37 protein-coding genes and 1 pseudogene are annotated in these 25,600 nt (G+C 39.1%); 34 read left to right on the top strand and 4 right to left on the bottom strand.

The window, feature by feature from the left end; all coding sequences use genetic code 11:
- The first annotated feature begins 239 nt into the window (after positions 1-239).
- The 10 genes and pseudogenes from CKV62_RS05720 to CKV62_RS05675 all read left to right on the top strand — a co-directional run.
- Positions 240-1,265: a sugar-binding transcriptional regulator gene (locus CKV62_RS05720; protein WP_095066105.1), complete on the top strand. Its 1,026-nt coding sequence runs from the start codon at positions 240-242 to the stop codon at positions 1,263-1,265.
- 72 nt (positions 1,266-1,337) lie between these two features.
- Positions 1,338-2,348 (top strand): type I glyceraldehyde-3-phosphate dehydrogenase, encoded by a 1,011-nt coding sequence (gap, locus tag CKV62_RS05715; RefSeq protein WP_095066104.1) that lies wholly within the window; start codon positions 1,338-1,340, stop codon positions 2,346-2,348.
- A 13-nt stretch (positions 2,349-2,361) separates the two neighbouring features.
- On the top strand, positions 2,362-3,540 hold the full coding sequence (locus CKV62_RS05710; RefSeq protein WP_095066103.1) for a phosphoglycerate kinase: 1,179 nt from the start codon (positions 2,362-2,364) through the stop codon (positions 3,538-3,540).
- Position 3,541: 1 nt separating this feature from the next.
- The gene (tpiA, locus tag CKV62_RS05705; RefSeq protein WP_095066102.1) at positions 3,542-4,312 is read left to right on the top strand and encodes a triose-phosphate isomerase; all 771 of its coding nucleotides are present in this window, start codon (positions 3,542-3,544) and stop codon (positions 4,310-4,312) included.
- Between the two features lie 14 nt (positions 4,313-4,326).
- Positions 4,327-5,853: a 2,3-bisphosphoglycerate-independent phosphoglycerate mutase gene (gpmI, locus tag CKV62_RS05700; RefSeq protein WP_095066101.1), complete on the top strand. Its 1,527-nt coding sequence runs from the start codon at positions 4,327-4,329 to the stop codon at positions 5,851-5,853.
- Between the two features lie 103 nt (positions 5,854-5,956).
- The gene (gene eno, locus CKV62_RS05695; protein WP_095066100.1) at positions 5,957-7,243 is read left to right on the top strand and encodes a phosphopyruvate hydratase; all 1,287 of its coding nucleotides are present in this window, start codon (positions 5,957-5,959) and stop codon (positions 7,241-7,243) included.
- Between the two features lie 240 nt (positions 7,244-7,483).
- On the top strand, positions 7,484-8,494 hold the full coding sequence (locus tag CKV62_RS05690; protein WP_095066099.1) for a GspE/PulE family protein: 1,011 nt from the start codon (positions 7,484-7,486) through the stop codon (positions 8,492-8,494).
- On the top strand, positions 8,478-9,497 hold the full coding sequence (locus CKV62_RS05685; protein WP_095066098.1) for a type IV pilus twitching motility protein PilT: 1,020 nt from the start codon (positions 8,478-8,480) through the stop codon (positions 9,495-9,497). The genes CKV62_RS05690 and CKV62_RS05685 overlap by 17 nt, the downstream gene beginning before the upstream one ends.
- Positions 9,498-9,505: 8 nt before the next feature.
- Positions 9,506-10,681 (top strand): type II secretion system F family protein, encoded by a 1,176-nt coding sequence (locus CKV62_RS05680; protein ID WP_095066097.1) that lies wholly within the window; start codon positions 9,506-9,508, stop codon positions 10,679-10,681.
- A 103-nt stretch (positions 10,682-10,784) separates the two neighbouring features.
- Positions 10,785-11,072: pseudogene (locus CKV62_RS05675) on the top strand (prepilin-type N-terminal cleavage/methylation domain-containing protein); the annotation flags it as partial.
- Positions 11,073-11,151: 79 nt separating this feature from the next.
- Here the strand turns inward: CKV62_RS05675 and CKV62_RS05670 are convergent.
- The 4 genes from CKV62_RS05670 to CKV62_RS05655 are packed head-to-tail and all read right to left on the bottom strand — an operon-like array spanning position 11,152 to position 13,189.
- Positions 11,152-12,222, bottom strand: a complete 1,071-nt coding sequence (locus tag CKV62_RS05670; protein WP_095066095.1) for a tyrosine-type recombinase/integrase — start codon at positions 12,220-12,222, stop codon at positions 11,152-11,154.
- A gap of 8 nt (positions 12,223-12,230) precedes the next feature.
- The gene (locus CKV62_RS05665; protein WP_095066094.1) at positions 12,231-12,488 is read right to left on the bottom strand and encodes an ImmA/IrrE family metallo-endopeptidase; all 258 of its coding nucleotides are present in this window, start codon (positions 12,486-12,488) and stop codon (positions 12,231-12,233) included.
- 58 nt (positions 12,489-12,546) lie between these two features.
- A complete protein-coding gene (locus CKV62_RS05660) occupies positions 12,547-12,834 on the bottom strand; it encodes a hypothetical protein (RefSeq protein ID WP_095066093.1) in 288 nt (95 codons plus the stop codon).
- A 1-nt stretch (position 12,835) separates the two neighbouring features.
- Complete coding sequence (locus CKV62_RS05655; RefSeq protein ID WP_095066092.1) at positions 12,836-13,189, bottom strand: helix-turn-helix domain-containing protein; 354 nt, start codon at positions 13,187-13,189, stop codon at positions 12,836-12,838.
- A 160-nt stretch (positions 13,190-13,349) separates the two neighbouring features.
- Between CKV62_RS05655 and CKV62_RS05650 the strand changes: the two genes are divergently transcribed.
- The 24 genes from CKV62_RS05650 (at position 13,350) to CKV62_RS05525 (ending at position 25,600) form a co-directional block, all read left to right on the top strand.
- Entirely contained in the window at positions 13,350-13,544 is a 195-nt protein-coding gene (locus CKV62_RS05650) for a toxin-antitoxin system, antitoxin component, Xre family protein (protein WP_095066091.1), read from the top strand.
- A gap of 34 nt (positions 13,545-13,578) precedes the next feature.
- On the top strand, positions 13,579-13,878 hold the full coding sequence (locus CKV62_RS05645) for a helix-turn-helix domain-containing protein (RefSeq protein ID WP_095066090.1): 300 nt from the start codon (positions 13,579-13,581) through the stop codon (positions 13,876-13,878).
- Positions 13,871-14,062, top strand: a complete 192-nt coding sequence (locus CKV62_RS05640; RefSeq protein ID WP_095066089.1) for a hypothetical protein — start codon at positions 13,871-13,873, stop codon at positions 14,060-14,062. Before CKV62_RS05645 ends, CKV62_RS05640 begins: the two co-directional genes overlap by 8 nt.
- 91 nt (positions 14,063-14,153) lie before the next feature.
- Positions 14,154-14,642, top strand: a complete 489-nt coding sequence (locus CKV62_RS05635; RefSeq protein WP_095066088.1) for a siphovirus Gp157 family protein — start codon at positions 14,154-14,156, stop codon at positions 14,640-14,642.
- A 7-nt stretch (positions 14,643-14,649) separates the two neighbouring features.
- Positions 14,650-15,273 carry an ERF family protein gene (locus CKV62_RS05630; protein ID WP_095066087.1) on the top strand — a complete coding sequence of 208 codons (624 nt, stop codon included), beginning with the start codon at positions 14,650-14,652 and terminating at the stop codon, positions 15,271-15,273.
- Positions 15,270-15,827 (top strand): hypothetical protein, encoded by a 558-nt coding sequence (locus CKV62_RS05625; protein ID WP_095066086.1) that lies wholly within the window; start codon positions 15,270-15,272, stop codon positions 15,825-15,827. Before CKV62_RS05630 ends, CKV62_RS05625 begins: the two co-directional genes overlap by 4 nt.
- Positions 15,802-16,077 (top strand): HNH endonuclease, encoded by a 276-nt coding sequence (locus CKV62_RS09650; protein ID WP_095066085.1) that lies wholly within the window; start codon positions 15,802-15,804, stop codon positions 16,075-16,077. The genes CKV62_RS05625 and CKV62_RS09650 overlap by 26 nt, the downstream gene beginning before the upstream one ends.
- Positions 16,064-16,285 (top strand): hypothetical protein, encoded by a 222-nt coding sequence (locus CKV62_RS05615; protein WP_157728921.1) that lies wholly within the window; start codon positions 16,064-16,066, stop codon positions 16,283-16,285. The genes CKV62_RS09650 and CKV62_RS05615 overlap by 14 nt, the downstream gene beginning before the upstream one ends.
- Before the next feature lie 10 nt (positions 16,286-16,295).
- A complete protein-coding gene (locus tag CKV62_RS09515) occupies positions 16,296-17,099 on the top strand; it encodes a replisome organizer (RefSeq protein WP_197696271.1) in 804 nt (267 codons plus the stop codon).
- Position 17,100: 1 nt separating this feature from the next.
- Positions 17,101-17,718, top strand: coding sequence for a hypothetical protein (locus CKV62_RS05605; protein ID WP_157728920.1), 618 nt, complete (start codon positions 17,101-17,103; stop codon positions 17,716-17,718).
- A 2-nt stretch (positions 17,719-17,720) separates the two neighbouring features.
- Positions 17,721-17,939 (top strand): hypothetical protein, encoded by a 219-nt coding sequence (locus CKV62_RS05600; RefSeq protein ID WP_095066082.1) that lies wholly within the window; start codon positions 17,721-17,723, stop codon positions 17,937-17,939.
- A 9-nt stretch (positions 17,940-17,948) separates the two neighbouring features.
- Positions 17,949-18,128 carry a hypothetical protein gene (locus CKV62_RS05595; RefSeq protein WP_095066081.1) on the top strand — a complete coding sequence of 60 codons (180 nt, stop codon included), beginning with the start codon at positions 17,949-17,951 and terminating at the stop codon, positions 18,126-18,128.
- Positions 18,129-18,139: 11 nt separating this feature from the next.
- On the top strand, positions 18,140-18,523 hold the full coding sequence (locus CKV62_RS05590) for a single-stranded DNA-binding protein (protein ID WP_095066080.1): 384 nt from the start codon (positions 18,140-18,142) through the stop codon (positions 18,521-18,523).
- Between the two features lie 9 nt (positions 18,524-18,532).
- Positions 18,533-18,985, top strand: a complete 453-nt coding sequence (locus CKV62_RS05585; protein ID WP_095066079.1) for a class I SAM-dependent methyltransferase — start codon at positions 18,533-18,535, stop codon at positions 18,983-18,985.
- Between the two features lie 232 nt (positions 18,986-19,217).
- Positions 19,218-19,997, top strand: coding sequence for a DNA cytosine methyltransferase (locus CKV62_RS05575; protein WP_095066077.1), 780 nt, complete (start codon positions 19,218-19,220; stop codon positions 19,995-19,997).
- Complete coding sequence (locus tag CKV62_RS05570) at positions 19,987-20,334, top strand: hypothetical protein (protein ID WP_095066076.1); 348 nt, start codon at positions 19,987-19,989, stop codon at positions 20,332-20,334. The genes CKV62_RS05575 and CKV62_RS05570 overlap by 11 nt, the downstream gene beginning before the upstream one ends.
- Positions 20,324-20,605 (top strand): hypothetical protein, encoded by a 282-nt coding sequence (locus CKV62_RS05565; RefSeq protein WP_095066075.1) that lies wholly within the window; start codon positions 20,324-20,326, stop codon positions 20,603-20,605. The genes CKV62_RS05570 and CKV62_RS05565 overlap by 11 nt, the downstream gene beginning before the upstream one ends.
- A complete protein-coding gene (gene dut / locus CKV62_RS05560; protein WP_157728919.1) occupies positions 20,602-21,051 on the top strand; it encodes a dUTP diphosphatase in 450 nt (149 codons plus the stop codon). The genes CKV62_RS05565 and dut overlap by 4 nt, the downstream gene beginning before the upstream one ends.
- A 37-nt stretch (positions 21,052-21,088) precedes the next feature.
- Positions 21,089-22,510, top strand: a complete 1,422-nt coding sequence (locus CKV62_RS05555) for a YadA-like family protein (protein WP_169835177.1) — start codon at positions 21,089-21,091, stop codon at positions 22,508-22,510.
- Between the two features lie 270 nt (positions 22,511-22,780).
- Positions 22,781-23,233 carry a hypothetical protein gene (locus CKV62_RS05545; RefSeq protein ID WP_095066071.1) on the top strand — a complete coding sequence of 151 codons (453 nt, stop codon included), beginning with the start codon at positions 22,781-22,783 and terminating at the stop codon, positions 23,231-23,233.
- A gap of 1 nt (position 23,234) precedes the next feature.
- Positions 23,235-23,459 carry a hypothetical protein gene (locus tag CKV62_RS05540; RefSeq protein ID WP_095066070.1) on the top strand — a complete coding sequence of 75 codons (225 nt, stop codon included), beginning with the start codon at positions 23,235-23,237 and terminating at the stop codon, positions 23,457-23,459.
- A complete protein-coding gene (locus CKV62_RS05535; protein WP_095066069.1) occupies positions 23,446-23,880 on the top strand; it encodes a hypothetical protein in 435 nt (144 codons plus the stop codon). Before CKV62_RS05540 ends, CKV62_RS05535 begins: the two co-directional genes overlap by 14 nt.
- A 161-nt stretch (positions 23,881-24,041) precedes the next feature.
- Complete coding sequence (locus CKV62_RS05530; RefSeq protein ID WP_095066068.1) at positions 24,042-24,491, top strand: hypothetical protein; 450 nt, start codon at positions 24,042-24,044, stop codon at positions 24,489-24,491.
- 908 nt (positions 24,492-25,399) lie between these two features.
- Positions 25,400-25,600 carry a hypothetical protein gene (locus CKV62_RS05525; protein ID WP_095066067.1) on the top strand — a complete coding sequence of 67 codons (201 nt, stop codon included), beginning with the start codon at positions 25,400-25,402 and terminating at the stop codon, positions 25,598-25,600.

Genomic DNA, 25,600 nt, shown 5'->3' with positions numbered 1-25,600 from the left:
ATGGCTTCTATCGTTTTTGATATTTATGATTGGTTTTATTTATATCTATTAGCTGCTTATATCTAGCTGCTTATATCATGATTAATTTCCGGTGTTAGTTCGTTAACCAAACCATTTAGGGTTGAATAAAATTTGCATAGGGGGTACAATATCATTGTAAAGGTGTTTTTTATTTTAAGTGGGACAAATTTTGTTCACATGGGACGAAAACGGTTACCAAAGGGTAAAGGAGGAGCCCGATGAACGAGTTTCTAATGGTGTGTGAACGTATTGTTCCTGAAATTGTAAGTGTCTTAAAGGAACGATACAAAATATTAAATTATCTTGTTTATGAAGAACCTATCGGACGAAGGACATTGGCGGCGGTCACTGATTTGCCGGAGCGTACCGTACGCAGTCATATTGAACTGATGCGAACCAATGGTTTGGTGGATATTTATAAACCCGGGATTTATCTCACTGACGAGGGGCAAGCAATTGTTCCCAAGTTACGAAATTTTTTGAATGAATTGGATCGTATCGGTGAATTGGAACATCGATTGACTGAGGCGCTTCATATTAATCGAGTTATCATTACACCTACAGATGGGACATTAATGGTGAAAAAGTTGGGATATACAGCTTCAAAATTATTACAGAAGCTGTTAAAGCCAAATGTTGTTGTCGCTATCAGCGGTGGTAGTACCATGGCGGCATTAGCGGAGGAGATGCCTCTTTTACCGCTGGAGCCTACGGTAGTGCCGGCTCGAGGCGGTGTCGGAGAGGTTGTGGAATACCAAGCGAATGTAATCGCTTCGGTACTTGCTGAACGTCTTCGCGGAACCTATAAAATGCTCCATTTACCGGATGGACTTTCACAAGATTCATTACATATGCTCATGACCTGTGAACCGCAAATCAAAGAGATTGGGGATCTCATCAATAGGACTGATGTGTTGCTGTTTGGTATCGGTACGGCCATGCGTATGGCGGATCAGCGTCATATTGGGGATGATATTCGTCAAATACTGATAGCAAATCATGCGGTAGGTGAGGCTTTAGGCCAATACTGTGATATTGAAGGCAATTTAATTTATTCAACAAATAATATCGGCTTGTCCTTGCCGGATGTTGCAGAGGTGCCTAATGTTATCGCTGTAGCGGGAGGCCAAGATAAAGCCGGTGCCATTATCGGGGTTATGAGGGCTTGTAAGAAAGGCATTCTGATCATCGATGAACAGGCCGCTGAAGGTATGCGTCAATTATTACAGATTCCTGCTTTATAGGAAATTGTAATATATATAATTTAAGGTATTTAGACTATAAATTTTTATATTTTTGTTTAGGAGGATCTAACGATGGCAGTAAAAGTTGGTATTAACGGTTTTGGTCGTATCGGTAAATGTGTAGTACGTGCAGCGATTAACAATCCTGATGTGGAAGTAGTGGCTATTAATGCAACCGGTGATAATGAAGGTACCGCATTATTGTTAAAATACGATTCCGTACATGGCACAATTCCTAATGAAGTAACATTTGATGACGATAACATCTATATTGATGGCAAGAAAATTCGTGTATTCCACGACCGTGACGCTTCTAAATTGCCTTGGTCTGAAGAAGGCGTAGAAATCGTTATGGAATGTACCGGTAAATACCGTGATGCTGAGGAAGCAAAGGTTCATTTGAATCAACCGACTGTTAAAAAAGTATTGATTTCCGCACCTGGTAAAAACGAAGACTTAACAATGGTTATGGGCGTTAACCAGGATATGTACGATCCGGCAAAACACCATATCATTTCCAATGCATCTTGCACAACGAACTGTTTGGCTCCATTCGCTAAAGTATTGTGCGATGAATTCGGCATTAAACGCGGAATGATGACTACCATCCATTCCTATACAAATGACCAGAAAATTCTTGATGCGCGCCATAAAGACCCTCGTCGTGCCCGTGCGGCGGCCATGTCTATCATCCCTACTACAACCGGTGCGGCAAAGGCTGTGGCTAAGGTATTGCCTCAATTGAAAGGCAAACTTGACGGTTTCGCATTGCGTGTACCGACTCCGGATGTATCCGCTACTGATCTCGTGTGTGAACTTGAAAAACCGGCTACTAAAGAAGAAATCAACGAAGCATTGCGTAAGGCTGCTGCCGGAGAATTAAAGGGAATTCTTGGCGTATCCGATGTGCCGTTGGTATCCTGTGATTTCGGCTCCGATCCACGCAGTTCCATCGTTGATGCCGATTTGACGATGGTTATGGACGGTAATTTGGTGAAAATTGTTTCTTGGTATGACAATGAATGGGGCTACTCTGAGCGTCTTATCGATATGGCTGCATTCGTGGCAAGTAAAGGCTTATAATCGGGAGGCTTTTATGAAACAGACAATTGAGGATTTACAAGTAGCGAATAAAACAGTATTTGTACGTGTTGATTTTAATGTGCCTATGAAAGACGGTGTCATCACCGATGACACGCGTATTCGTAGTGCTTTACCGACGATAAACTATCTGATTGAAAAGGGTGCAAAGGTTATCCTCGCATCACATTTCGGACGCCCAAAGGGGGAACGTAAACCGGAAATGTCCTTAGCACCATGTGCTACACATTTATCTGACCTCATCAATAAGCCGGTAGCATTTGTGGATGATTGTATCGGGCCGAAGGTTGAAGAAGCGGTAAAAGCATTACAACCAGGCGATGTGTTGATGCTTGAAAACTTACGTTACCACAACGAAGAAACTAAAAACGATCCTGCGTTTGCGAAACAGTTGGCGTCTTTGGCTGATGTGGCCATCAATGATGCCTTCGGTGTATCTCATCGTAATGCGGCATCTGTAGTCGGTATCGCTGATTATATTCCTATGGGTGCAGGCTTTTTATTGAAAAAAGAAATCGATGCATTAAGTGCAGCTGTTGTACATCCCAAAACACCTATGGCGGCTATTATAGGCGGTGCTAAGGTAACTGATAAGATTTCTGTTATCTCGAATTTATTGCCTAAGGTGGATGTAATGATCATCGGTGGCGGCATGGCTAATGCTTTTATTAAAGCTCAAGGCTGTAATATCGGCAGCTCCTTATTTGAAGAAGGGCAGGAAGCGATTGCGACAGATCTTGTGATGGAAGCCCGTGTGGCAGGTGCTAGACTTTTAACACCTATAGATGCGGTGGTGGCTGATGCTTTCAGCAATGATGCTAATACTAAAATCGTCGATGTGGATCAGATTGAAGATGGTTGGATGATTTTAGATATCGGACCTAAAACACGTGAACTTTACATAGAAGCGTTGGCCCCAATGAAAACGATTATTTGGAACGGCCCTATGGGCGTATTTGAAATGGAAAACTTTGCAGCCGGTACTAATGCGGTAGCGAAAGCTGTAGCTGAATCTGACGCGATGACTATCGTCGGCGGTGGTGATTCTGTGGCTGCTATTGAAAAGAGCGGTTTAGCAGATAAGATTAGTCATATTTCCACCGGTGGCGGCGCGTCGCTTGAATTTTTGGAAGGCAAAATTCTACCTGGTATTGCTGCATTGACTGAGGCATAATATGAGAAAACCTATTATTGCGGGAAATTGGAAAATGAATGGTACAATCGCATCAGGATCTATATTAATTGAAGCGTTCAATAACGTCTTACAAGATATGGATTTGTCCTGTGATGTAGTGGTATGCCCTCCCTTTACAGCCCTTGAACGTGCGGTTACATTGACGCGAAATACGGCGATTGAAGTAGGTGCGCAAACGATGGACTACCATGATGCAGGTGCTTTTACCGGTGAGATTTCTCCGCTTATGCTCACAGAGGTGGGGGTATCTTATGTGATTATCGGTCATTCTGAACGCCGTGAATACTATGGTGAAGCGGATGAAACGGTAAATGCGAAAATCAAGAGTGCCTTTCGTCACAATTTGATACCTATTGTCTGTGTCGGTGAAAGCTTGGAGCAACGTGAAGCCGGACACACATTGGAGTGGATAACGTCTCAATTAAAAGGCGCTTTACAGGGTATTTCTAAAGAACAGGTGAGCCAGTTGATCATCGCGTACGAGCCTATATGGGCCATCGGAACCGGTAAAACGGCGACGGCAGCTCAGGCGGAAACTGTATGTAAATCCATTCGGGATTATATCCGATCCGTATATGGTCATGATGTGTCGAATGAAGTGCGCATTCAATATGGTGGCAGTGTAAAATCGGATAATAGCAAACAAATTTTAGGGCAGCCTAATATCGATGGAGCCCTTGTAGGTGGTGCATCCCTCGTGGTGGATGACTTTGTAGAAATCATTAAGGCGGCTAATATGGCGGACGTCTGATAAGAGGTATTAAAATGGCTAAATTAGAGGCCCCGGTTATGCTGGTTATCTTGGATGGCTTTGGCATGGGGGATCAATTAGATAAGACCAATGCTGTCGTGCAGGCGAAGCCGCTCTGTTTTAATCAATTATGGGATACGTATCCTCATACAACATTAGAGGCTTCAGGGCTTGCTGTAGGCTTGCCGGATGGACAGATGGGAAACTCTGAGGTAGGTCATTTAAACCTCGGATCCGGTCGTATCGTATATCAAGATTTGACACGTATCACAAAAGATGTGGAATCCGGTGACTTTTACAAGCGTCCTGTTATGAAGGAACTGTATGAAGTCGCTAAAAAGCAAAGTCTTCACATTATCGGTCTTGTTTCCGACGGTAATGTCCACTGTTCGCTAGAGCATATTAAAGCGGTCATTAAAGGTGCTCATGATTATGGCATTGAACGGGTATATGTACATGCTCTGCTTGATGGTCGCGATGTAGCACCACAATGTGCGAAGGTTTATCTGAAGAATTTAGAATCCTATATGGCGGATGTTCATTGCGGTAAGATTGCCACAGTCAGCGGACGTTATTATGGCATGGACCGTGATAATCGTTGGGACCGTGAGGAATTGGCCTATAATGCCATTGTGAATGGTCGAGGTGAAACGGCAACATCCGCCTGTGAAGCGGTGCAACAGTCTTATGATAAAGATGTGACGGATGAATTTGTTATCCCTACCGTTATTGATTCTGGGGGAACCATCAAGAATGGAGATGCGGTAATCTTCTGTAATTTCCGTCCCGATCGGGGGCGTGAACTCACCAAGGCATTGGTATTACCGGAATTTGACGGTTTTCAGCGTGAACCGTTGTCCATTTATATGGCAACAATGACAAAGTATGAAGACGGCTTGCCTGTACATATCGTGTATGAAAAGGATACGTTGCCGGAAACACTGGGGGAAGTATTGAGTACGGACGGTTATCGTCAGTTACGCATTGCGGAGACGGAAAAGTATGCTCATGTGACGTACTTCTTTAATGGCGGTAAAGAGGAACCTTTTGATGGTGAAGATCGAATCCTGGTGAAGTCGCCGCAGGTAGCGACATATGACCTGCAGCCGGAAATGAGCGCTTATGAGGTGACGGATCGTGTCGTGGAGGCTATTGAATCGTCTCAGTACGATATGATTATTCTAAATTTTGCGAATCCTGATATGGTCGGACATACGGGCAGTTTTGAGGCGGCGGTTAAGGCCGTTCAGGCTGTAGATTCATGTTTGGCGCGAATTGTAGCGGCCATTCGCAGTAAACATGGACATTTACTGGTTACAGCGGATCATGGGAATGCAGAGGTTATGGTGAATCATGAAACCGGTAAGGTTCATACGGCACACACAACGAATCTTGTACCGCTCATCTTGGTCAGCGATGAACATAAATCAGACCATTTAGAAACGGGTAAGCTCTGTGATATCGCGCCGACATTGTTGGATTTAGGCGGTATTAATAAACCGGCATCGATGACGGGGCATAGCTTATTGTGTAAATCTTAGTAGGGCAGATATTTCTTTATATGAACGCAGGTGAATTGAATTTCTGGATTATAGAAAAAATACACCTGTATTTTGATTATAGTTTTTTATATGAGGTGACAACATGGTAGTAATTGAGCAAGTCGTGGCAAGAGAAATTTTGGATTCTCGCGGTAATCCGACCGTTGAGGTAGAAGTATGTTTGGAGGATGGTACTATTGCTACTGCGGCTGTTCCATCCGGAGCATCCACAGGTATGTTTGAAGCTGTAGAATTACGAGATGGTGATAAAAATCGCTATAACGGAAAAGGCGTATTGCAAGCTATCGATAATGTAAATGCAAAAATAGGACCGGCTCTTATCGGTTATGATGCTACAGAACAGGTGGCTATCGATAATTTGATGCTGGAACTAGATGGTACGGAAAATAAATCCAATTTCGGTGCCAATGCCATCTTAGGTGTATCCATGGCTGTTGCTCGCGCCGCTGCCGAGTCTCTGGACTTGCCGTTATTCATGTATCTGGGTGGATTTAATGCAAAGGAACTGCCTGTACCGATGATGAATATTTTAAACGGTGGCGCTCATGCTGATAATAATGTGGATATTCAGGAATTCATGATTATGCCTGTAGGGGCTGAATCTTTCAGTGAAGCCCTTCGCAGTTGTGCAGAGGTATATCATACATTAAAATCTGTGCTGAATAAAAAAGGTTTGAGTACCGCTGTAGGTGATGAAGGCGGCTTTGCTCCAAACTTGTCATCTAATGAAGAGGCGTTGGAGGTCATTTGTGAGGCTATTAAAGTTGCCGGTTATGAACCTGGAAAAGATTTTAAATTGGCAATTGATTCCGCATCTTCTGAATTCTATAAAGATGGAAAATATAACTTGGCCGGTGAAGGTAAAGTTAAAACCGCAGCTGAAATGGTCGAGTTCTATGAATATTTGGTGGGTAAATATCCAATCGTATCTATCGAGGACGGTCTTGCCGAAGAAGACTGGGACGGTTGGAAATTGTTGACAGACCGCCTTGGTGATCGTGTGCAACTTGTTGGTGATGATTTGTTCGTAACGAATACAAAACGTTTGGCAAAGGGGATTGAGCTCGGTGTAGGCAATTCCATTTTGGTAAAAGTAAATCAAATCGGTACACTTACAGAGGCTTTTGATGCGATGGAACTCGCTAAACGTGCCGGTTATACATGTGTTGTATCTCATCGCTCCGGTGAAACTGAAGATACTTTCATTGCAGATATTGCAGTGGCCGTCAATGCCGGTCAAATTAAAACAGGTGCACCGGCTCGTTCTGAACGTGTTGCGAAGTACAACCAGTTGTTGCGCATTGAAGAAATGCTGTATGAAACAGCTCAATATAAAGGCCATGATGTCTTTTATAATTTGAAAAAATAATAAACATAATAATTTGAATTACTCAGTTACTGTTAAATTCAGTTTCGTTTAACAGCATTAGGCAAGAATATGCTGATATCAGCGCCCTTCGGGGCGCTTTTTTATTTGTGTGTATAAGTCATGATTTTTCGCTTCGTGGATTTTTAGAAATAAAAGAGGAATTTATGATATTGTGTCGAAACAATATACGCCATACGTTAGGGTGAGGTAAAAACATACCGCAAGGTTTAGGAGGTGACCATGTATGTAGATGTAACGTTGGATGATATTATTCTGTGTGCTTTGCAACATAATGTGAGCGATATTCATTTTGATCCGATGGAAGAAGGTGTGTATGTCAGGTTTCGTCAAGATGGTTTATTACAGACGCATATGACACTGCCTGATGAGGAGGCGGATCTCGTCTTAAATCGAATTAAGGTATGTAGCGCTCTCGATATAAGTGAGAAGCGATTACCTCAAGATGGACGGTGGGTATGGAAGCATCGCAATGAATCTGTGACGATGCGCGTTTCCACACTCCCCAGTCTGTATGGTGAAACTGTAGTGTGTCGCCTTATGGGAAATGAAGGGAGTCATAAAAGTCTTGAAGCGTTAGGTATGCCGCATCATATATTTGAACATATAAAAAAACTATTGCAAAGACCGTATGGACTTATGTTAATTTGCGGTCCTACGGGTAGTGGTAAAACAGCCACGCTATATTCTATGTTACGAATGCTTAATTTACGTGAAACAAAGCTTATCTGTCTGGAAGATCCGGTTGAGGCGGAAATTAAAGGTGCCATTCAAATCGGTATCAATGAGAAAATCGGCTTTACTTTTGCCAAAGGACTGCGCTCCGTACTGCGTCAGGATCCGGATACGATTATGATTGGAGAAATCCGGGATCGGGAGACCGCGGAGCTGGCTGTTAAATCAGCTCTGACAGGACATCGTGTGCTCTCTACGATTCACACCAATACTGCTATGGGCGTTGTCACACGGCTTATGGATATGGGCGTGGAGCCCTATCTGATTCGGGCTACTTTAATAGGCGCCCTTGCCCAGCGTTTAGTCAGACGTTTTGATGGAACTGTATATCATGGTAGAACTGCTTTATTTGAGTATTTGGAGATACCTCTTAATGAGGCTGATTGGGATAATCTGGACTCGCATCTATTATTATCTCTTGAGGACTCAGCAAATGATGCAGTGCAGAGACATATAACATCTTTGGAGGAGGTGCATCGTTGTGGACTCTTGTTGTAAGATAGTTGATCTTGAAGGTATTGTGCAGCAAGCTTTGGAAAAATCTTCTACAGATATTCACTTACAATGTGGACAGCTGATTTATTTACGAAGTGGAGACGGATTAAAGCCTACACATATGATTTGCACAACTGAACTCATTGAGGATATCTTACAGCGATGCGGTATAGAATCTGACGAATGGCAGTCTTTAGACGAAGCATGCTCCTGCTGCGGTGTACGAATCAGGGTTCATTTATATCGTGCTAATCATATTATATGCGGCACGTTGCGGCTTTTATGCCATCATAAATTGGGTTTGGATGATACCGGTGAAGGCAAGTTATTGCAAAATTTATGTGCCGCTCATGACGGATTGCTTTTGGTATGCGGTCCGACGGGTAGCGGTAAAAGCTATACCTTAGCGTGTTGCATTGATTATATTAATCAAACAATGGAAAAACACATTATTACACTGGAGGATCCCATCGAGTTCGAGTTCGTTGCGCAGAAATCCCTTATCCATCAACGCCAATTGGGTTGTGACATCATTTCTATGTCCTCAGGAATACGGGATGCACTGCGTGAAGATCCCGATGTGATTATGGTAGGCGAACTGCGTGATCGGGAAACACTGGAGGCGGCTTTACATGCTGCTGAAACGGGGCACTTGGTAATGGCTACGATGCATACCCAACGGGCTGTAATGGCTGTACATAGAATGATTTCACTTTTTCCGAGTGAACAACAAGAAGAGGTACGCAGCCAAATCTCTCAAGTGTTACGTGCAGTCATATGTCAACGGTTATTGCGGTGGAATCAACAGTTCATCACGATTCGAGACATCTTACTGAATACGCATGCGGTGGCTAATCTTATACGGACCCGAAAAGAGCCGCAAATTGTTTCCATACAGGAAACACAGATGCCCATGAAGACGTTGGAGATGTCGATACGCGATGTAAAGGCCCAATACGGTGGATATCAACAGTTACATTCTTTGCTTGATCAGCAATTGTCATAGGAGTAAGCATGGATGCATATGAATATGTAGTAAGAAATGATGCGGATGAAACCGTAAAGGGTGTATTGTGGGGTGAATCCGAACGAGAAATAGCACTTCGATTAAAACGTGACGGATTCCGGATTTATCGTATTAACCGCAAAGAAAAATCAAAGGTACAATCATGGAGTCATGAAGTGGTGGCCGATATAACTTATCAGTTGGGACTACTGATAGAGTCCGGAGTCCCTTTGAGACGCGCTCTGCATTTGCTTTGTAATGGCCGTAGAGCATTAGTGTACAGGGCTCTTTACGAATCAATTGAGCGAGGGCAACCTTTGTCTCAGGCCTTTCGGAATGAAGGCTGTCCGCCCATCGCATTGGCTCTGCTTGAGAGCGGAGAGGCATCGGGTACGTTAGGAGAGAGTTTGCGGTATATTTCACATCATTATGAATGGGAACGGCAACTGCGTCAAAAGATTATCAGCGCCATCTCATATCCGGCATTTCTCTTAGTTCTGATGAATTTATTTTTCTTTGTCACCGTATTGTTTATTATTCCGTCCTTTCAGAAGGTGTTTGAGACGATGCATATTGAATTGCCGATGATGACTAGAGCTCTATTTGCATTAGGACAGGGGTTAAAGGATCATCCGGCAACGGCAATAGGTATTCATTTTCTAGTTGCAGCCTGTATTCTATGGGGCTATAAGCAATATCGTATACGGCATGCAGTACATCGTAGGTTATGGCGGCTGGCTCATCGTCATCAATGGTTAACCTGTATGTATTATACGAGTATGCTCAAGATTTGGGCCTTGTTGTTGGAGGCGGGGCTTTCTATTATTCAAACTGTAGAGATTACCCAACCTTTATGGCCTAATCTATATGGTCGTGAATGCAGTGAATACGTGAAAAGAGAACTGTTAAGCGGTCACTCTTTATGTGAAAGTTTAGAAACTGCACATATAGGGAATACTTTCATATGGCAAATGGTATCTATCGGAGAGGAAAGCGGAGAACTCGTAACGATGTTAAAACACTGCGGTCGCTATTACGAATTGATATTGGCAAAGTATATAGGGCGTTTAGAGAGACTGTTGGAGCCGATTCTGTTAACGGTTATGGGAATTGGTGTAGCTGTCCTCGTTGTATCTGTTATGTATCCGTTGTTTACATCAATTTCATCTCTCAGCGGATATTGAGCGACATATCGTTATTTATGAAGGTTTATTTTGATTATAAATTAGAGTTGTTATTGTAAAGGAATAAAAAATAGTTTTTGTGTGAAATGAAAAGGAGAACAGTATGAGTTACATGTTACGGTTTGTCAATACAGTTGATGAAAGATTACATCGCTGTAGTCAATGGGTTTTAAGTCATCTGAAATTAGGGCATGTTCAGCAGGACCTTAAAAGATCGCGCAAAGGCGGGTTCACCTTGGTGGAATTAATGGTGGTAGTTGCTGTTATTGCAATATTGGCGGCCATCGCGATGCCACAGTTTATGAGCGCAGCGGATAAAGCTAAAGCGGCTAAGGAAACTGCTGATATTCAGATTATTAAAAATGCCACTCAGTTGTATATGATTGTTAAGGTTGTAAGTTTAAAGAAGTACTTATTTACTGTACTTTTTAATGGTTGAATATCCAATTCGTCAAAAATCGTCAAAAATTTTATTTAAAAATATTAGCAACTGCATTTGATGCCGCTGCTTTCATTTCATCGTTATAATGCACATAGGTTTTCATCACCATTTGTGGTGTATCACCAAGTAGTGATGATACAGTTTTCACATCTAGTCCATTTGCTAATAGCTTTGTAGCATAGGTATGTCTAAGGTTATGTGCCGATAGGTTATCTCCAAAGCGTTTTAAATAGGTGTTGATTTGCCATTTAACACCATTTTTCTTGTATGGGTTTAATACAAGGTCATGTTCAAACTCTAACTCATGTGATTTGTATTCTATTAGTATGTTTTCTAATATGGGCGGAATTGGCAAAATTCGTACCGAATTGGCGGTTTTGGTTTTCTCAAAGGTGATTGCACCTTTACGGAACGAAAGTTGCTTGTTGATGTGAATTTGGCGATTTTTTAGTGATATATCATTCCAAGTTAGTCCGTATACTTCACTAAACCTCATTCCTGTATATCGTGCTATCTGTAAGAAATAATAGGCTTGTGGATATTTCTCACGCATGAACTTTGCGAATTGGTTTAAATCTTCATCTGTTATCGTATGGATCATATTCTTACGTTCCACACGTGGCAACCTAACACCATTACATGGATTATCTGAAACTATTTTGTATGGGTTTATCGCTATGTAGAATATCCGACTAACTACTTTATAATACGTTGTAATTGTAGTAGGTGATGAAACCATCTTATTTACTACATTCTGAATGTGTAGCGGTTTAATGTCAGACAATTTCATATCGTGAATTGATTTGTAAGCACATATAGCGTGATTGTACATAACCAAAGTACTGTGCGCAATGTGTGCCTTTTTTATTTCAAGGAACATATCCGCAAATTCCTTGAATGTTAATTCTTTTAATTCTGTATCTTTTGTAAGTAGTGCGGTTTTGTCTAACTCTTTAACTATAACGTGTCCGTATTCTTTTGCCTCACGTTTAGTTTTGAACCCTTGTTTCGATTTCTGTTTCCATTTGTAGCCGTCTTTGTAAGCTACAATGATTTGAAACCCTTTATCCTTTTTTCTGATAGTGAAATTGTATTGCATAATTCACCTCATAATATATGTGTGTAGAAGTTGATACCCTCAAACTCAATTTCCCTTGCGTGTGCCATGCGTTCGATTAAATCAATATGAGCATGACTATACATATCATCATTTAATATATGACCTATCTCATGAAGTATACCTTTACGTTGTACATCAATAGGTTTATCACTATTAACGAGAATGGTGTAAGTACCATCATCGTTTAGTTTTAATACCGCAGTTTGTGTAGGTCTTAACTTAGTGTAAATCAAAACTATATTCATAATACTTAACCCCCTTATGGGGATATTGTACATAAAATAATGTGTATAAAATTCCTCATTATTTATTGGTTACTAAACTGAACAACCAAACCAAAACAGAAGTAAGCCATATAGACATTGAAGAAACAATACCTATGCTTAATATAAAGTTGGGTTTGTAATTAACAAATAATACATTTAGTAGAATTGAAATGATTAACCACGGAACAAAAACTCCATAAGGTTTGTTTTGTTTTGAATATAATAATACAAATAATATAGTGGCTATGATACCTACAATTCCAGCAATAGTAGGATAGCCAAAGAAATAAGCCACTATAGATATAACAGATAATAGCAATTCCATATTATTTACCCTCACGTTTCTTTAACATTTCAATCGTATTAATTACAAACTCAATATCATCTTTGGACATATTCTTACTAGCATCGAATAATAGTCTAAGATTAGGGTTATCTTTTACGGCTTGTGCATATTCTGAAACTTCACGATCTTCATAATATTTCAAACCCATTAATTCTTCAGGTGTAGTATTTAATGCCTTAGCGAAAGCAAATATTTTAGATTGAGATAAATCTACTTTACCGCTTTCAATCTTTGCAATACTGGTTCTATCTTTATATCCAACTTTTTTCGCTAATTCATCTTGCGACATTTTCAGGTTTTCTCTTAATGTTTTTATATTGTCATATAGTGTCATGTCAAATCACCTCTTAACGCTATTATCTATTATGATTTTAAATGTAATGTGAAATAAAATCAACTTTTATAATAAAAAGTGTTGACATACATTCACCACGATGTTATATTATGAGTGTGAAAGAAATTCACACAACAAAAAAATAAAAAGGGGGTGTAGAATGAACATCTTAAAACAAATGATTGATAACAAGGGATATAAGTTATCTCATGTAGCAAGTGAGTTAAACCTTACTAGAGAGGGTTTATATAAGAAGTTGAGAGGTGATACAGAATTTAAAGCATCTGAAATTGCAAAGCTAGTTGAATTGTTAAAGTTATCTAGCAAAGAAACTAGAGAAATTTTTTTTAAATAAGATAGTGAATTAAATTCACATAAGGGGATGAGATATGGAGAGCCTTGTATACACAGTAGAGCAAGTAGCCGAACTGTTACAAATCTCAACAACATCTGTATACAACCTAAGAAATGATGGAAAGCTAACACAGTTACCGATAAGCGGTGTGAAATTTAGCAAAAGAGAGGTTGAAGCATTAGCTGGTGTTGAAGATGAATATAACGCAATCGGTTATAGGAAACTACAAAGCGAGGTGGAAAGCCTAAGAAAAGAAAACCATAAGTTAAAGAGTGAAATAAAAAAAATCACCAGCCAAATGCTAGTGATTGTAGGAGGTTATGTAGATGATTAAGTTGTGTTATTGGCTTAGAGCGCTTGCAGCATTAATAGCCGTTGGTGCTATGGGAAGTTTACAACTAGATACTATTGATTGGTGGACATGGTTCTGTCAAACAATGCTTGGAGTTGTAACTTGGGTATTAGTTGGTTATTGGATAGATGATATTAAATACTATTCAAATAAAAAAGTCCGCTAGTGAAAAGTGTAGAAGAAGTTTCAGCGGACTTTGTAGAGAGTATGTGAAATATCTCTACTTATATTTTATCACAAGTATAAGGAGAATTTAAATGCCAAGTTTATATGAACTAAATAAAGATTATAAAGAGTTGCAAGCGATGTTAGAGGTGGCTGAAACCGAAGAGGATATGCAAGCCATCCAAGATACTTTGGATATGTTAGATTGCAGCATCGATGAAAAAATCGAAAATACTGCAATGTTTATCCGCAATATCAAAGGTGATATTCAAGCATTTAAGGATGAGTCAAAACGGCTAAGTGCTAAAGCTAAGACTTTAGAAAACATGACAGAACGATTGAAAAATAACATTGATCATGTCATGAAAGAAAACCAACTAACAGAAAAGAAAGTTGGACAATTCAAATGCTACTACAAAGAAAGCGAAACAGTAGAAATTGATGATTTGTATGCATTGCCTGATGAGTTTAGAAAAACAACAATTACTGCCGATAAGGTTGCAATCAAGAAAGCAATCAAAGCAGAACAAGAAGTAGCTGGTGCAAGAATTGAAAAACACATGAACTTGCAGATTGGTTAGGTGAAACATGGAAAACATAGAAAAAATAACTGATAGCCAAGTAATTTTAACTCAAAGGGTTGGTGATATTCAACATAAGTTGAAAGCACCTAAAGGACAATACAATTCCTTTGGTAAATACAACTACCGCAGTTGTGAGGACATTTTAGAGGGTGTTAAACCATTGTTAAAAGAACATGACTTAGCACTTCTTATTGATGATGAAATCGTACAAATTGGTGAGCGATACTATGTAAAAGCTACCGCAAAAATTACTGATGGTAGAGAGATTGTAAGTGCGACTGCATATGCAAGAGAACCTGATACAAAAAAAGGTATGGATGAAAGCCAAATTACAGGTGCTACATCATCTTACGCTAGAAAGTACGCACTCAATGCGTTGTTGTGTATCGATGATACAAAAGATGCTGACACAATGGACAATAGCAAAAAGCCAGTACAACAAACACAAGAAACTGTATACAACTGGCAAACGCTAAAAGCTAGAGCCACACAAGGTGGTATTAGTGAAGATGATTTAAAACACTATCTAAAAGAAACGCTAAAGGTTAATGAGTCAAAAGATATGACACAAGAACACTACCAACAAGCGTTTAATTGGGTGAATGCACAAAGGTACGCTAAACGATGAAATGGAGCGTAAAAGGTATTGAACTATTACGTTCGCCACTAGGTGTAATGGTAGTAATACCTGCGCCACAGGACAATGATCTATCAAAGATTAATACTGACAAAGAGTACACAGTAGAAATCAAACGTAAAACTAAATCAAGAAGTCTAAATGCCAATTCTTACTGCTGGCTTATAGCACAGAAGATTGCAGTTGAATTAAGCAAGAATAGTTACACAACAAAAGAAGATGTGTACAAAAAAGCTATCAAGGACTGTGGACATTTCACATATGTTCCAGTCCGAGAAGATGCAGTTGAACGCTATATACAAATATGGCAATCACACGGCATCGGATGGTTAGCCGAAGATGCTGGTGAATGTAAAAGCATCAAAGGTTATCACAATATTATGTGTTACCACGGCAGCAGCGTATACAACACAAAAGAGATGGCACGATTGATTGATTGTCTAACAGATGAATGTGAACAACTAGGCATCAAATTAGAACCTAGTGAGTACATTCAATCACTCATAGAGGGGTGGGAGAGTGAACAACAGAAAGAAAAGAGATAACAAACTGTATTCGGTAACAAGGAAACAGGCATATGAACGTGATAACGGACAATGCGTTATATGTGGCTACAGGGCGGAACAATGCCACCACATAGTGTTTCGTTCACAAGGTGGTTTAAGTGAATTGAGAAATCTAGCTTGCTTGTGTATGCAATGCCACAATCAAGCACATGGAGTGTTCGCAAAAGAGATACGCAAACACTTGTTAGAGGAAGTAGAAAAGAGGACAGATGAGTATGAAAAAAATTGATGTAGTTGAACTATATATAACAAAACGAATTAACTTGTTAGAACGTGAAAATGGCGAATATAAAATTCATCAAAAAGAAATCACCGAACTAAAAGATGTACTAGATGTAATCGCAAAAACAAGAAGTGTTAGATGTGGTAAGACTTTAACCAAGATTAATGGTTTTGATGTTGATAAACTCATCAAACAAACTGTCAGTAGTTTATAAGGGTTAGCCTATGGCAGAACGAAGAATGATGGCAAAGTCCATTATTAAATCAGACCAATTCCTTGATATGCCAGCTACAACACAAAACCTATACTTTCATATGTTGCTAGATGCAGATGATGATGGGTTCGTAAATGCACCTAAATCTATCATGCGGATAGTTGGTGCTAAAGAAGATGATATGAAGTTGCTTATAGCTAAACAGTTTGTAATTGGTTTTGGTAGCGGTGTTATCGTAATCAAGCATTGGAAGATACATAACTACATCCAAAGTGATCGTTACAAACCAAGTATCCAACCTGAAAGAAAGTTGCTAGAAATTACTGCAAACAAGGAATATCAGTTAAATACAGACCATGTATCCACAATGGATACAGAATGTATACAAGATGTATCCGTAGGTAAGGTAAGGTTAGGTAAGGCTAGTATAGGTAAGGTTAGGTTAGATAAGACTATAGAGGGCGAATGTGAGAAACCACATTCACCAAAGCGTAAAACTTTTACTAAACCTACTATTGATGAAATACAAGATTATTGCATTGAAAGGAATAACAAAGTAAACGCTGAACATTTCTATGACTACTACGAAAGCAATGGCTGGAAAGTAGGAAAGAACTCCATGAAAGATTGGAAAGCAGCGGTTAGAACATGGGAGCGTAGCGAATACAGAAAACCTACTATCAAAAAGAATAGCAAGGAAGATGCAATCAACGTAGTTAATAACTTGATGAATAAGTTAGGGGGTGTAGATACTGAACAACCAACAACAGACTTTGAAAGCACTATCGATGTTACAGATAGCGTGGTCTACTGATATGTCAGAGCAACGAATGATGTTGTATGTAACAAAGTTATCTAATGTAAACCCAGTTACCCTTGAACAAGCGATAAGCAATCTGATTGATAGATGTAAATTCTTACCAACGATTGCAGAAATTAGAGAGGAATGTTCCGCATTAAGTGCCTTTGTAAATGCACATGAGGAACTTCCTACTGCACAAGATGCTTGGGAAAGGGTGTATCAAGTAGCACGATCATATGGCTACGAAAATGGGTTAGACAAATTAGAGGGGTTAACAAAACAATGTGCTAAAGCAATATGGAAATCGTTTGACCCTCAAAATGGCGATAACTTCAACGAAACATCATGTAGGGCGCAATTTGTTAAAAACTACGAAGTGCAAGAAATTAGAGAGCGTGAGCGATTGAGATTGTCTAATTCGATTAAAGACAATCACTTGTTGTTAAAAGCAAGGGAGAAATCAGAACGTGAACGTGCATTGATTGGTGCTGGTCAAAAGCAAATCGAAATGACCTCTACAGGTAACTTAGTAGAGGTAGCAAAAGAACCAGTAGATGTAACAGAAATAATCAACAAAAGCAAAATATCTGATAAAGGTAAAGAACTTTTAAAACAGGCGATAGGGGGTTAAACGTGAGGGAAAGAGTAAAAGAGTTTGATGTAAGCGTGAATGTATCATTCAATGTTAGTTTTCAAGTGCTGGCAAATAACGAGGCACAAGCAAGAACCAAGATTGAAAACTTACTTGAAATCATGAGGAATGAGGCAACAATAGATTGCCACATTCACCCTAGCTACGATGTGTTTATTGATGATGTAGAGGCTGAACTAAACCAGCTTAGTTATTGGTAAGGGGTATAAATGCTAAGTAAAAAACGAAAGATGGTAATCACTATTGAGATACCTCTAAATGTAGATACACAAGAAGAGGCAACTCAACAGATGCAAATGATTATGAAAGCTGATGCACGAACTTTTGAAAGCCTAGAGGAAATTATCAAGGTGTACAAAGGAACGATGTGCATTGAACAAAAGATTTAAAGGAGCAACGAATGAATACAGTACAAATTTTAGGTAATCTTACACGTGATCCAGAAGTACGCTATACACAAAGTGGAAAAGCAGTAGCGACTTTCAATGTAGCAGCAAGCAATACTTTCACATCAAGCGATGGTGAAACAAAAGAGCAAACCGCTTTCATTAATTGCGTAGCATGGGGAAAGCTAGGTGAAAGCATTGGGAATTTGAGAAAAGGCAATAGAGCGTTTGTAGAGGGTAGACTTCAAACACGTTCATATGAAACTGCAGATGGACAAAAACGATATGTAACAGAAGTGGTAGCAAACTTTGTAGGTACATCCTTAACGAATGATGAAACTGCATCTAGTAACTTTGATAGTTTTGAACAACCGCAAGATGAAAATGTTCCGTTCTAGGTGGCCAATGTGAAAATATTAGATGCGTGTTGTGGTTCTAAAATGTTTTGGTTTGATAGAGAACACGAAGAAGTTGTTTATATGGATAACCGCACATTAGATACAACACTATGTGATGGTAGGAAGTTGATTGTAAAACCTGATGTAATCGCAGATTTCCGCAAGATGCCTTTTGAAGATGAAAGTTTTCACCTTGTGGTGTTTGACCCACCGCACTTATTAAAAGCTGGCGATAAATCATTTCTAGCATTGAAATATGGGCGATTAGAACAAACATGGCAAAAAGATATAAAACAAGGACTATCGGAGTGCTGGCGAGTGTTAAAACAAAACGGAACACTAATATTTAAATGGAATGAGGAACAAATCACATTTCCGATGGTAAAACCTTTATTACCACATGAACCGCTAATTGGCCAACGTAGGGGAAAGACAATATGGTTAGTCTTTTATAAGGAGTAAGTATTAAATGGATGCACCATGTAAGGGATGCGAATACAGAGAGGTAGCTTGCCACGTAAAGTGTCCAGCATATCGAATGTACAAACGCAAAAGGGAAACGATGCAAGAGAATACAATCAAACAAAATGATGTATTAGCGTATCTTGGGGATAACGTAAAGAAAGTAAAGCATCGTATGAGAAAAGCAAAGTATGGATGCATGGTGATTGATTAGAGGTGAATAGGAAAGAGGATGCATATATGGGGGTTATTTGATGATGGCAACGGCTGCTATCGTCAAGCGGTAGATGAATACAACATGAATACAGAGGGGGGGTGGCACACGATCACATCAATAGGAATTGGTGATGCGTGTATCAACCAAGACCTTGCAGTTAATATGCTGCATAAACCAAACGCATTATGGGAGCAGTTGGACAAGCTAGATAGACCTGATGTTATTCTAGCTAGTCCACCTTGCGAAAGCTGGAGCGTAGCAAGTGCAATGAAAGGTGGAAACGCTTGCTGGAAACAAGAGAAAGATATGACGATAAACCTATTTGGAGAGTACGAACAGGGAAGTAAATTCACAATCAGAAATCACATTGATTATGAGAACTACCAATTCAAGTATGACAAGTCATTCCTAACACGTATCAATGGTGAGATGTGCATATACAACACATTGAAAATCATTGAGCGGTATAAGCCTAGGGTATTCGTGATTGAAAACCCAGCATATGGGCGGATATGGGAATACATCAAAAATGTAATAGGGTTCGATATTCCTTATGAGAATTTAACCTATTACAACAACTATGATTACCCAGTTAAGAAACCAACAAAGTTTGGTAGCAATATTGATTTGAAGTTATTGAAAGATGATATAAGGAACACCATTAAATTCAATAAGTTAAATACAACTGGTGCTAATCGATATAACACAAGGTCGCATATTCCGTTGGAGTTAGTAAAAGATATTTTAAAACGATGTGAACAGTATGTAGAGGGGGTAATGATCATTGCCGATTAACAGTAAGGATAAAGGCAAGCGTGGTGAAAGAATGTGGCGAGATGTGTGTAGGTCGCATGGGTTCGATAAAGTCCGAAGAACTGCACAATATTGCGGAAATACTGGTGATGCCAGCGATTGTGTTGGACTGCCTAACGTACATCAAGAAGTCAAATTTGTTGAAAACTTGAATGTACGTAAAGCATACGAGCAAGCCGAACACGATGCAATACAAGCGGATAATGGGGATATGCCTATAGTAGCTTGGAAAAAGAGTAATCAAAAGTGGCTTGTAATAATGAGTGCAGATGATTGGTTCAAATTGTATAAGGAGAGTGAATGGAGTAATGGCGGTTAATATGAGTGAGCTTGTACCAGACAATAATCTTAATTGGCTTGCATTAGCAGCGTGTGTGTACGGAAACATAAGTGCTGGTAGAGCGTTGTGTTGTTTAGGCTTGAAAGGAACAAAACCACAGAAAACATATACACGTGTAAGTGATTTAGATGGAAATTCATTATTAAAAATGCATGGTAGTGGAATGTCATTAAGGGCAATCAGTTATAAGGTTGGTGCAAATTATAAGACAGTCAAACGTGCATTAATTATGTTAGGGGTGGAGTTTTGAGAGAACAAATGAAAGTAAAGTTGGTTAGTGAATATGCACAACTGCCAACAAGGGGGAAAGTAAACTCCGATTTACCACAAGTATCGGCTGGGTTAGACCTATATTGTCCGTTTAGTGTAACGATACCAGCGGATAGTAAAAGACAAATTCCATTAGGTGTGGCAGTTGAAATTCCACAAAATCATATGGGTTTATTGACACCTAGAAGTAGCATGAGTAAAACACCGCTACGATGTGCCAATAGCGTTGGAATAATCGATGAAGATTATAGAGGTGAGATTAGCATCGTATATGAAAATGTTTCGTGTAAAGATTACACGATTGCTAGAGGTGATCGCATCGCACAATTAATCATCGTACCAATTAAATTGGTTGATGTAGTAGAAGTAGATGAACTAACCGCAACAGAACGTGGTTCTGGCGGTTATGGTAGCACAGGTAAATAAGTTTTCTAAATTAATTAACATAAAAGGAGAAATTAACATGAACAACAAATTAGTATTAGCAACAATGGTTATGGCAGCAGTTACAGGTAGCACATTTGCAAATGGTTTGGTAGTAGGTCAAGTAGAACCAAACACTACTGCACCTGTGGTTAGTGGTTACAACTCCGCAGCATTAGGTGTGAATACAGTAGTTACTGGTACAAGCACAATCGTTTTAGGTCGAGATAATAAAGTTAGCGGTAACGATACAACTGTTATCGGTTATAACAACGGAACAGTAAGTGCTAACCAAACTACAATCATCGGTTACAACAACAAAACAAATAGCAACCAAGAGCAAGTGGTAATCGGTGCTAACTCCGAAACCGCAGGTCAGGGTGCAACAGTAATCGGAACGCACGGCAAAGCTACTGCATGGGATGCTTACGCAGTAGGTAACAATACAATCGCAGATAAAAGTAACAGCGTGGCACTAGGTACTAATTCCGTTACAGATGATGCAGTACCAACAAAACAAGTAGTATTGAATGGGGTAACCCATGTGTTCGCTGGGGAAAACCCTCAATCTGTAGTGAGTGTAGGTTCTAAAGATAGAGCAGGTTTTGGTGGTGTGAAGTACTATAACCGCCAAATTACTAATGTAGCAGCTGGACAAGTTGATGCAGCATCTACCGATGCAGTTAATGGCAGCCAACTATATGCTGCCTACGATGAAATCGCATCTATGGGTGCAAAACTTGCGAAACATGATAAAGATATTAAGTGCTTGAATATTCGTGTAGACCGCAATGTGAACAACATCAAGAATTTAACCGCTAAGGTGGATAACAATTACACAACGATTACTAACTCTATCAACGCAACAAACGAGCGTGTAGGGGCAAATTCTAAAGCCATTCAAGATAATACAGATGCTATCAAAGTAAATGCTGGCAACATCAAAGCAAATACAGATGCTATTAATCGTCATGAAACAGTAATCAACAATCACACAACGATCATTAATAATCACGAACAACAATTACAATCTCACGAACAAACTTTAGTAGACCATGCGAACGTGTTAGAAAACCATGAAAACCGCATCGAAAGCCTAGAACGTGGTATGACACGAAATGTAGAACGTGAAATTGGTAAAGCTGGTGCAGCGAATGCAGCATTATCCGCATTACACTACTTAGGCTATAACAAAGACGATAAGATGACATTCTCCGTTGGTTATGGTCATTACAAAGGACATAGTGCGGTAGCGTTAGGTGGTTTCTATGCACCAAACGAACACGTAATGTTTAGCGTAGGCGGTACATTAGGTAGTGAAAAAATGGTAAATGCTAGTGTGAACTTCCGATTGGGTAAAGGTTCTGAATATGAATTGAACCACAAAGGCAAAATCAAAGAACTTGAAACATTGGTTACTCAATTAGTAGCAGAAGTCGAAGAATTGAAAGCAAACAAATAATGGATGAATTGACTAAAGAACAAGAGTTAGAGTTAAAACTAGCAATTTTACGAATTAATTATGAAAGCGAGTATATAGCTAACAAATTAGAATGTGAAAGGCGCATTAGGGAAACAAACCGAAAGATGAATAACATGATTGGTTATATGTCTATTGGTGGTTTGATAGTAACAATAATCTTTTTTGTGATTGTTATATTTACATTAAGGTAGTTGATTGAGTAGGAATATGGGCGGTGAAATATCCGCCCTATCATAAGAGGTGAGTAAAATGGCAAATTGGTGTGAGGGCTGGGTTAAATTCAGAGGAACACTAGAAAATCTAAAGCGTTTTATTGAAAATGAGTTTGAAAAATCAGATCCGATTATTATAGGTGAAGAGTTAAACCCTTGTATGGTAGAGCAAATAACTTTTTTAAAATCATTGGTTCGTACATATGTGGATGCTAATGATATATCAAATGCCAATTATGAAGTTTTTAGTAATGATGATGGAATAGGTATATTCATAATTAAGCTAAATCATGCGTGGAATGTTCAAAGACAAGGCTATAATGAACTAGCAAAAAAGTACAATCTTGATATACGTGGTAAGTGTTATGAGGCTGGTTGTAACTTCGTTGAAGAATTTGAAGTTAATCGTTGTGGTGAGGATGTATTTTACAAGGTGTACGAGTTCAACGATTATTACTGGGAATGTGAATGTCCTACATTAGGTGGTTGATATGACGGCTTATAGCGGTTACGTTGAACACTCCGACTTCTACATAGCACCTCAAAGCTATCAAGATGCATTTGATTTCTTATGCCAGCTTGCGGTAGAGAGTGAAGAGGATGTGTTCTATATCGGTAAGGTAAGTGAAAACATTGATGATTTTGATTTGTATGATGTAGTTGAATTTAAATGGAATGAGGATAGAGGAGCGTGGGTGCAATATGATCACAGATAAACAAGGTAGAGAGTGGTTACTTCAAAAGTTATATGATGAGGGCTGGAAATATTATATTAAGAATATCGGTGATACTGCATTTGTAACAACAAAAAGACCAGTTACGAATGGTGGTATATTAGATATAAATAGTGGTGGTCATGTAAAGTGCATTAATAACATAAGCAAAATAATGCCACAAATAGAGCGGAATGAAGTGTTAAACATTGCAGCAGAATTAGGTATTGTTGATTGGTCGAAAATAGAGGTTGATACACCTATATTGGTTAGTGGAGATGGTAAATATTGGTACAATAGATATTTTGCATCATTTGATGGTGCTAATGTAATGGCATGGGAGTATGGGGCAACATCATGGAGTGTTGAAGATGCTGAGAACGAAGTGTTTAAATGGAATTATGCAAAACTAGCAGAGGTATAAATACATGGATTTTATAATCGTTAAAATTCTTATGTATGTATTGTCAGCTATGTGGGGTGTTAGAATATGTGATAAATATGGGTATGAGTGTTTGGTTGAGTTTATTTTGTTTATAACGATAACGTGTTTAATTGTGTCTATGTATATGTGAGGTGAAGTGCTTGGGAGAATATGACGAAAAACAACTAATAGAAAAGGCGGTTGAGTACCTGCAACCAGTTAAGTTAATTGATGTACAGATTGCATCTATCAAAGAAGAAATCAATCAGTTAAGAGCAAACCTTACGTCTATGGGTGCTATAGACTATTCAAAGGATAGAGTAACCGGCGGTGGAACTCCGCAAGGGTTAGAGGGTAGCGTAGCTAGATTTCTTGATACAGTAGCAGAACGTGATAAGCGTATTGATGAGTTATCAAAATTAAAATGCGATGCGATCACTAAGATAGATGCACTAGATGAAAAGCTAGGGGCAATCATCTTGCGTTATGAGTTTATACTCAACAACACAACAGAAGATGCTTATAAAATGATTGGGTGTTATTCCACGAAACAGGCGAAACGATACAAGCAAAAAGCATTATTGGAGTTTGGGCGAAAACTTGTCCTATAATGTCCGCAAATGTCCGTGATTGTCCGTACACCTATAGTTTGCTATTAGGTATAATATATATGTAGAAGTTGCCACTAAGCGACTACTACTCACTCTTTCCTTAGGACAAATCAAAACACAACAACAAGCGCACCCAAATAAGAGTGCGCATTTGTTGTATATGGGCGAAATGGAACGTATAGCGCTAACGGTCGCAGAGTAGCAGCGCAACCATATTTGATTTGGTGAGTGAAACACTATACTTTTTTCTAATTTCAATTTTGAAGTATGTGTTAAGACAAAAATTTTATATGTAAATTTACTGCTAACTAATGAGGGCGGGTCGAATATCCTCACAATATATAGCTTATACATTATTAACCTTAAAGATATGAACCTGCCCTAATTGGTTATACACATTGAATACTGACAACTAGCAGCCTCCAAAAGAACTTTATTCATATTTTGTTGTTACTTAACCTAACACGATTACGATCCATCAAAATGTTAGTTGTTGGTATTGAGTGTGTAAGTGATTATTGAAAACTAGGTGTGTTTCTATTTTCCAACTTTGTTTTTTATTCATAGTTGAACCTCAAAAGCATAAATTGTCATGTCATCAACAACGCACCTAGTTTTGAGTGATTAATACAAAGAAACAGAATAAAACTATCACATAATGGGGTATATCCACGGCGATATACTCCAATTTTTGTATAAATCTATCATAAAGGGGAGATTATGACGGATGTTTTGTGTTGTAAAAGTAAATGCTTAAACAACAAAAAAGGAGTGTGTACCGCAAGGACAATAGAATATGACGGCTTATGTCAAACATATATTACTTGTGGCGGTGCAAGTAAAGGTAATTACGGCTTATGTGTTAGATCACATGGCAAATTAAAAAGGAAAGGTGGCGAAGTGCTTAAATGATTAATGCGATTAAACAATTCTTAGAGGATAGAAAACTATTCAAACAAGCAGCCAAGGACTTGAACAATAAAGAGTTACAGGCTAAGGCAAAATATGCTTACGAACATCGTGGCGATACAATGATTACACTCATCGATGGTTTAGCTATCGTATGTGCAGTACTAATATTAATTGGTATTGTGTGGTGTTGGATGTGA

Source organism: Veillonella rodentium (genome assembly GCF_900187285.1).
Classification (GTDB): domain Bacteria; phylum Bacillota; class Negativicutes; order Veillonellales; family Veillonellaceae; genus Veillonella; species Veillonella rodentium.
This window is presented reverse-complemented; position numbering and strand designations above follow the sequence as displayed.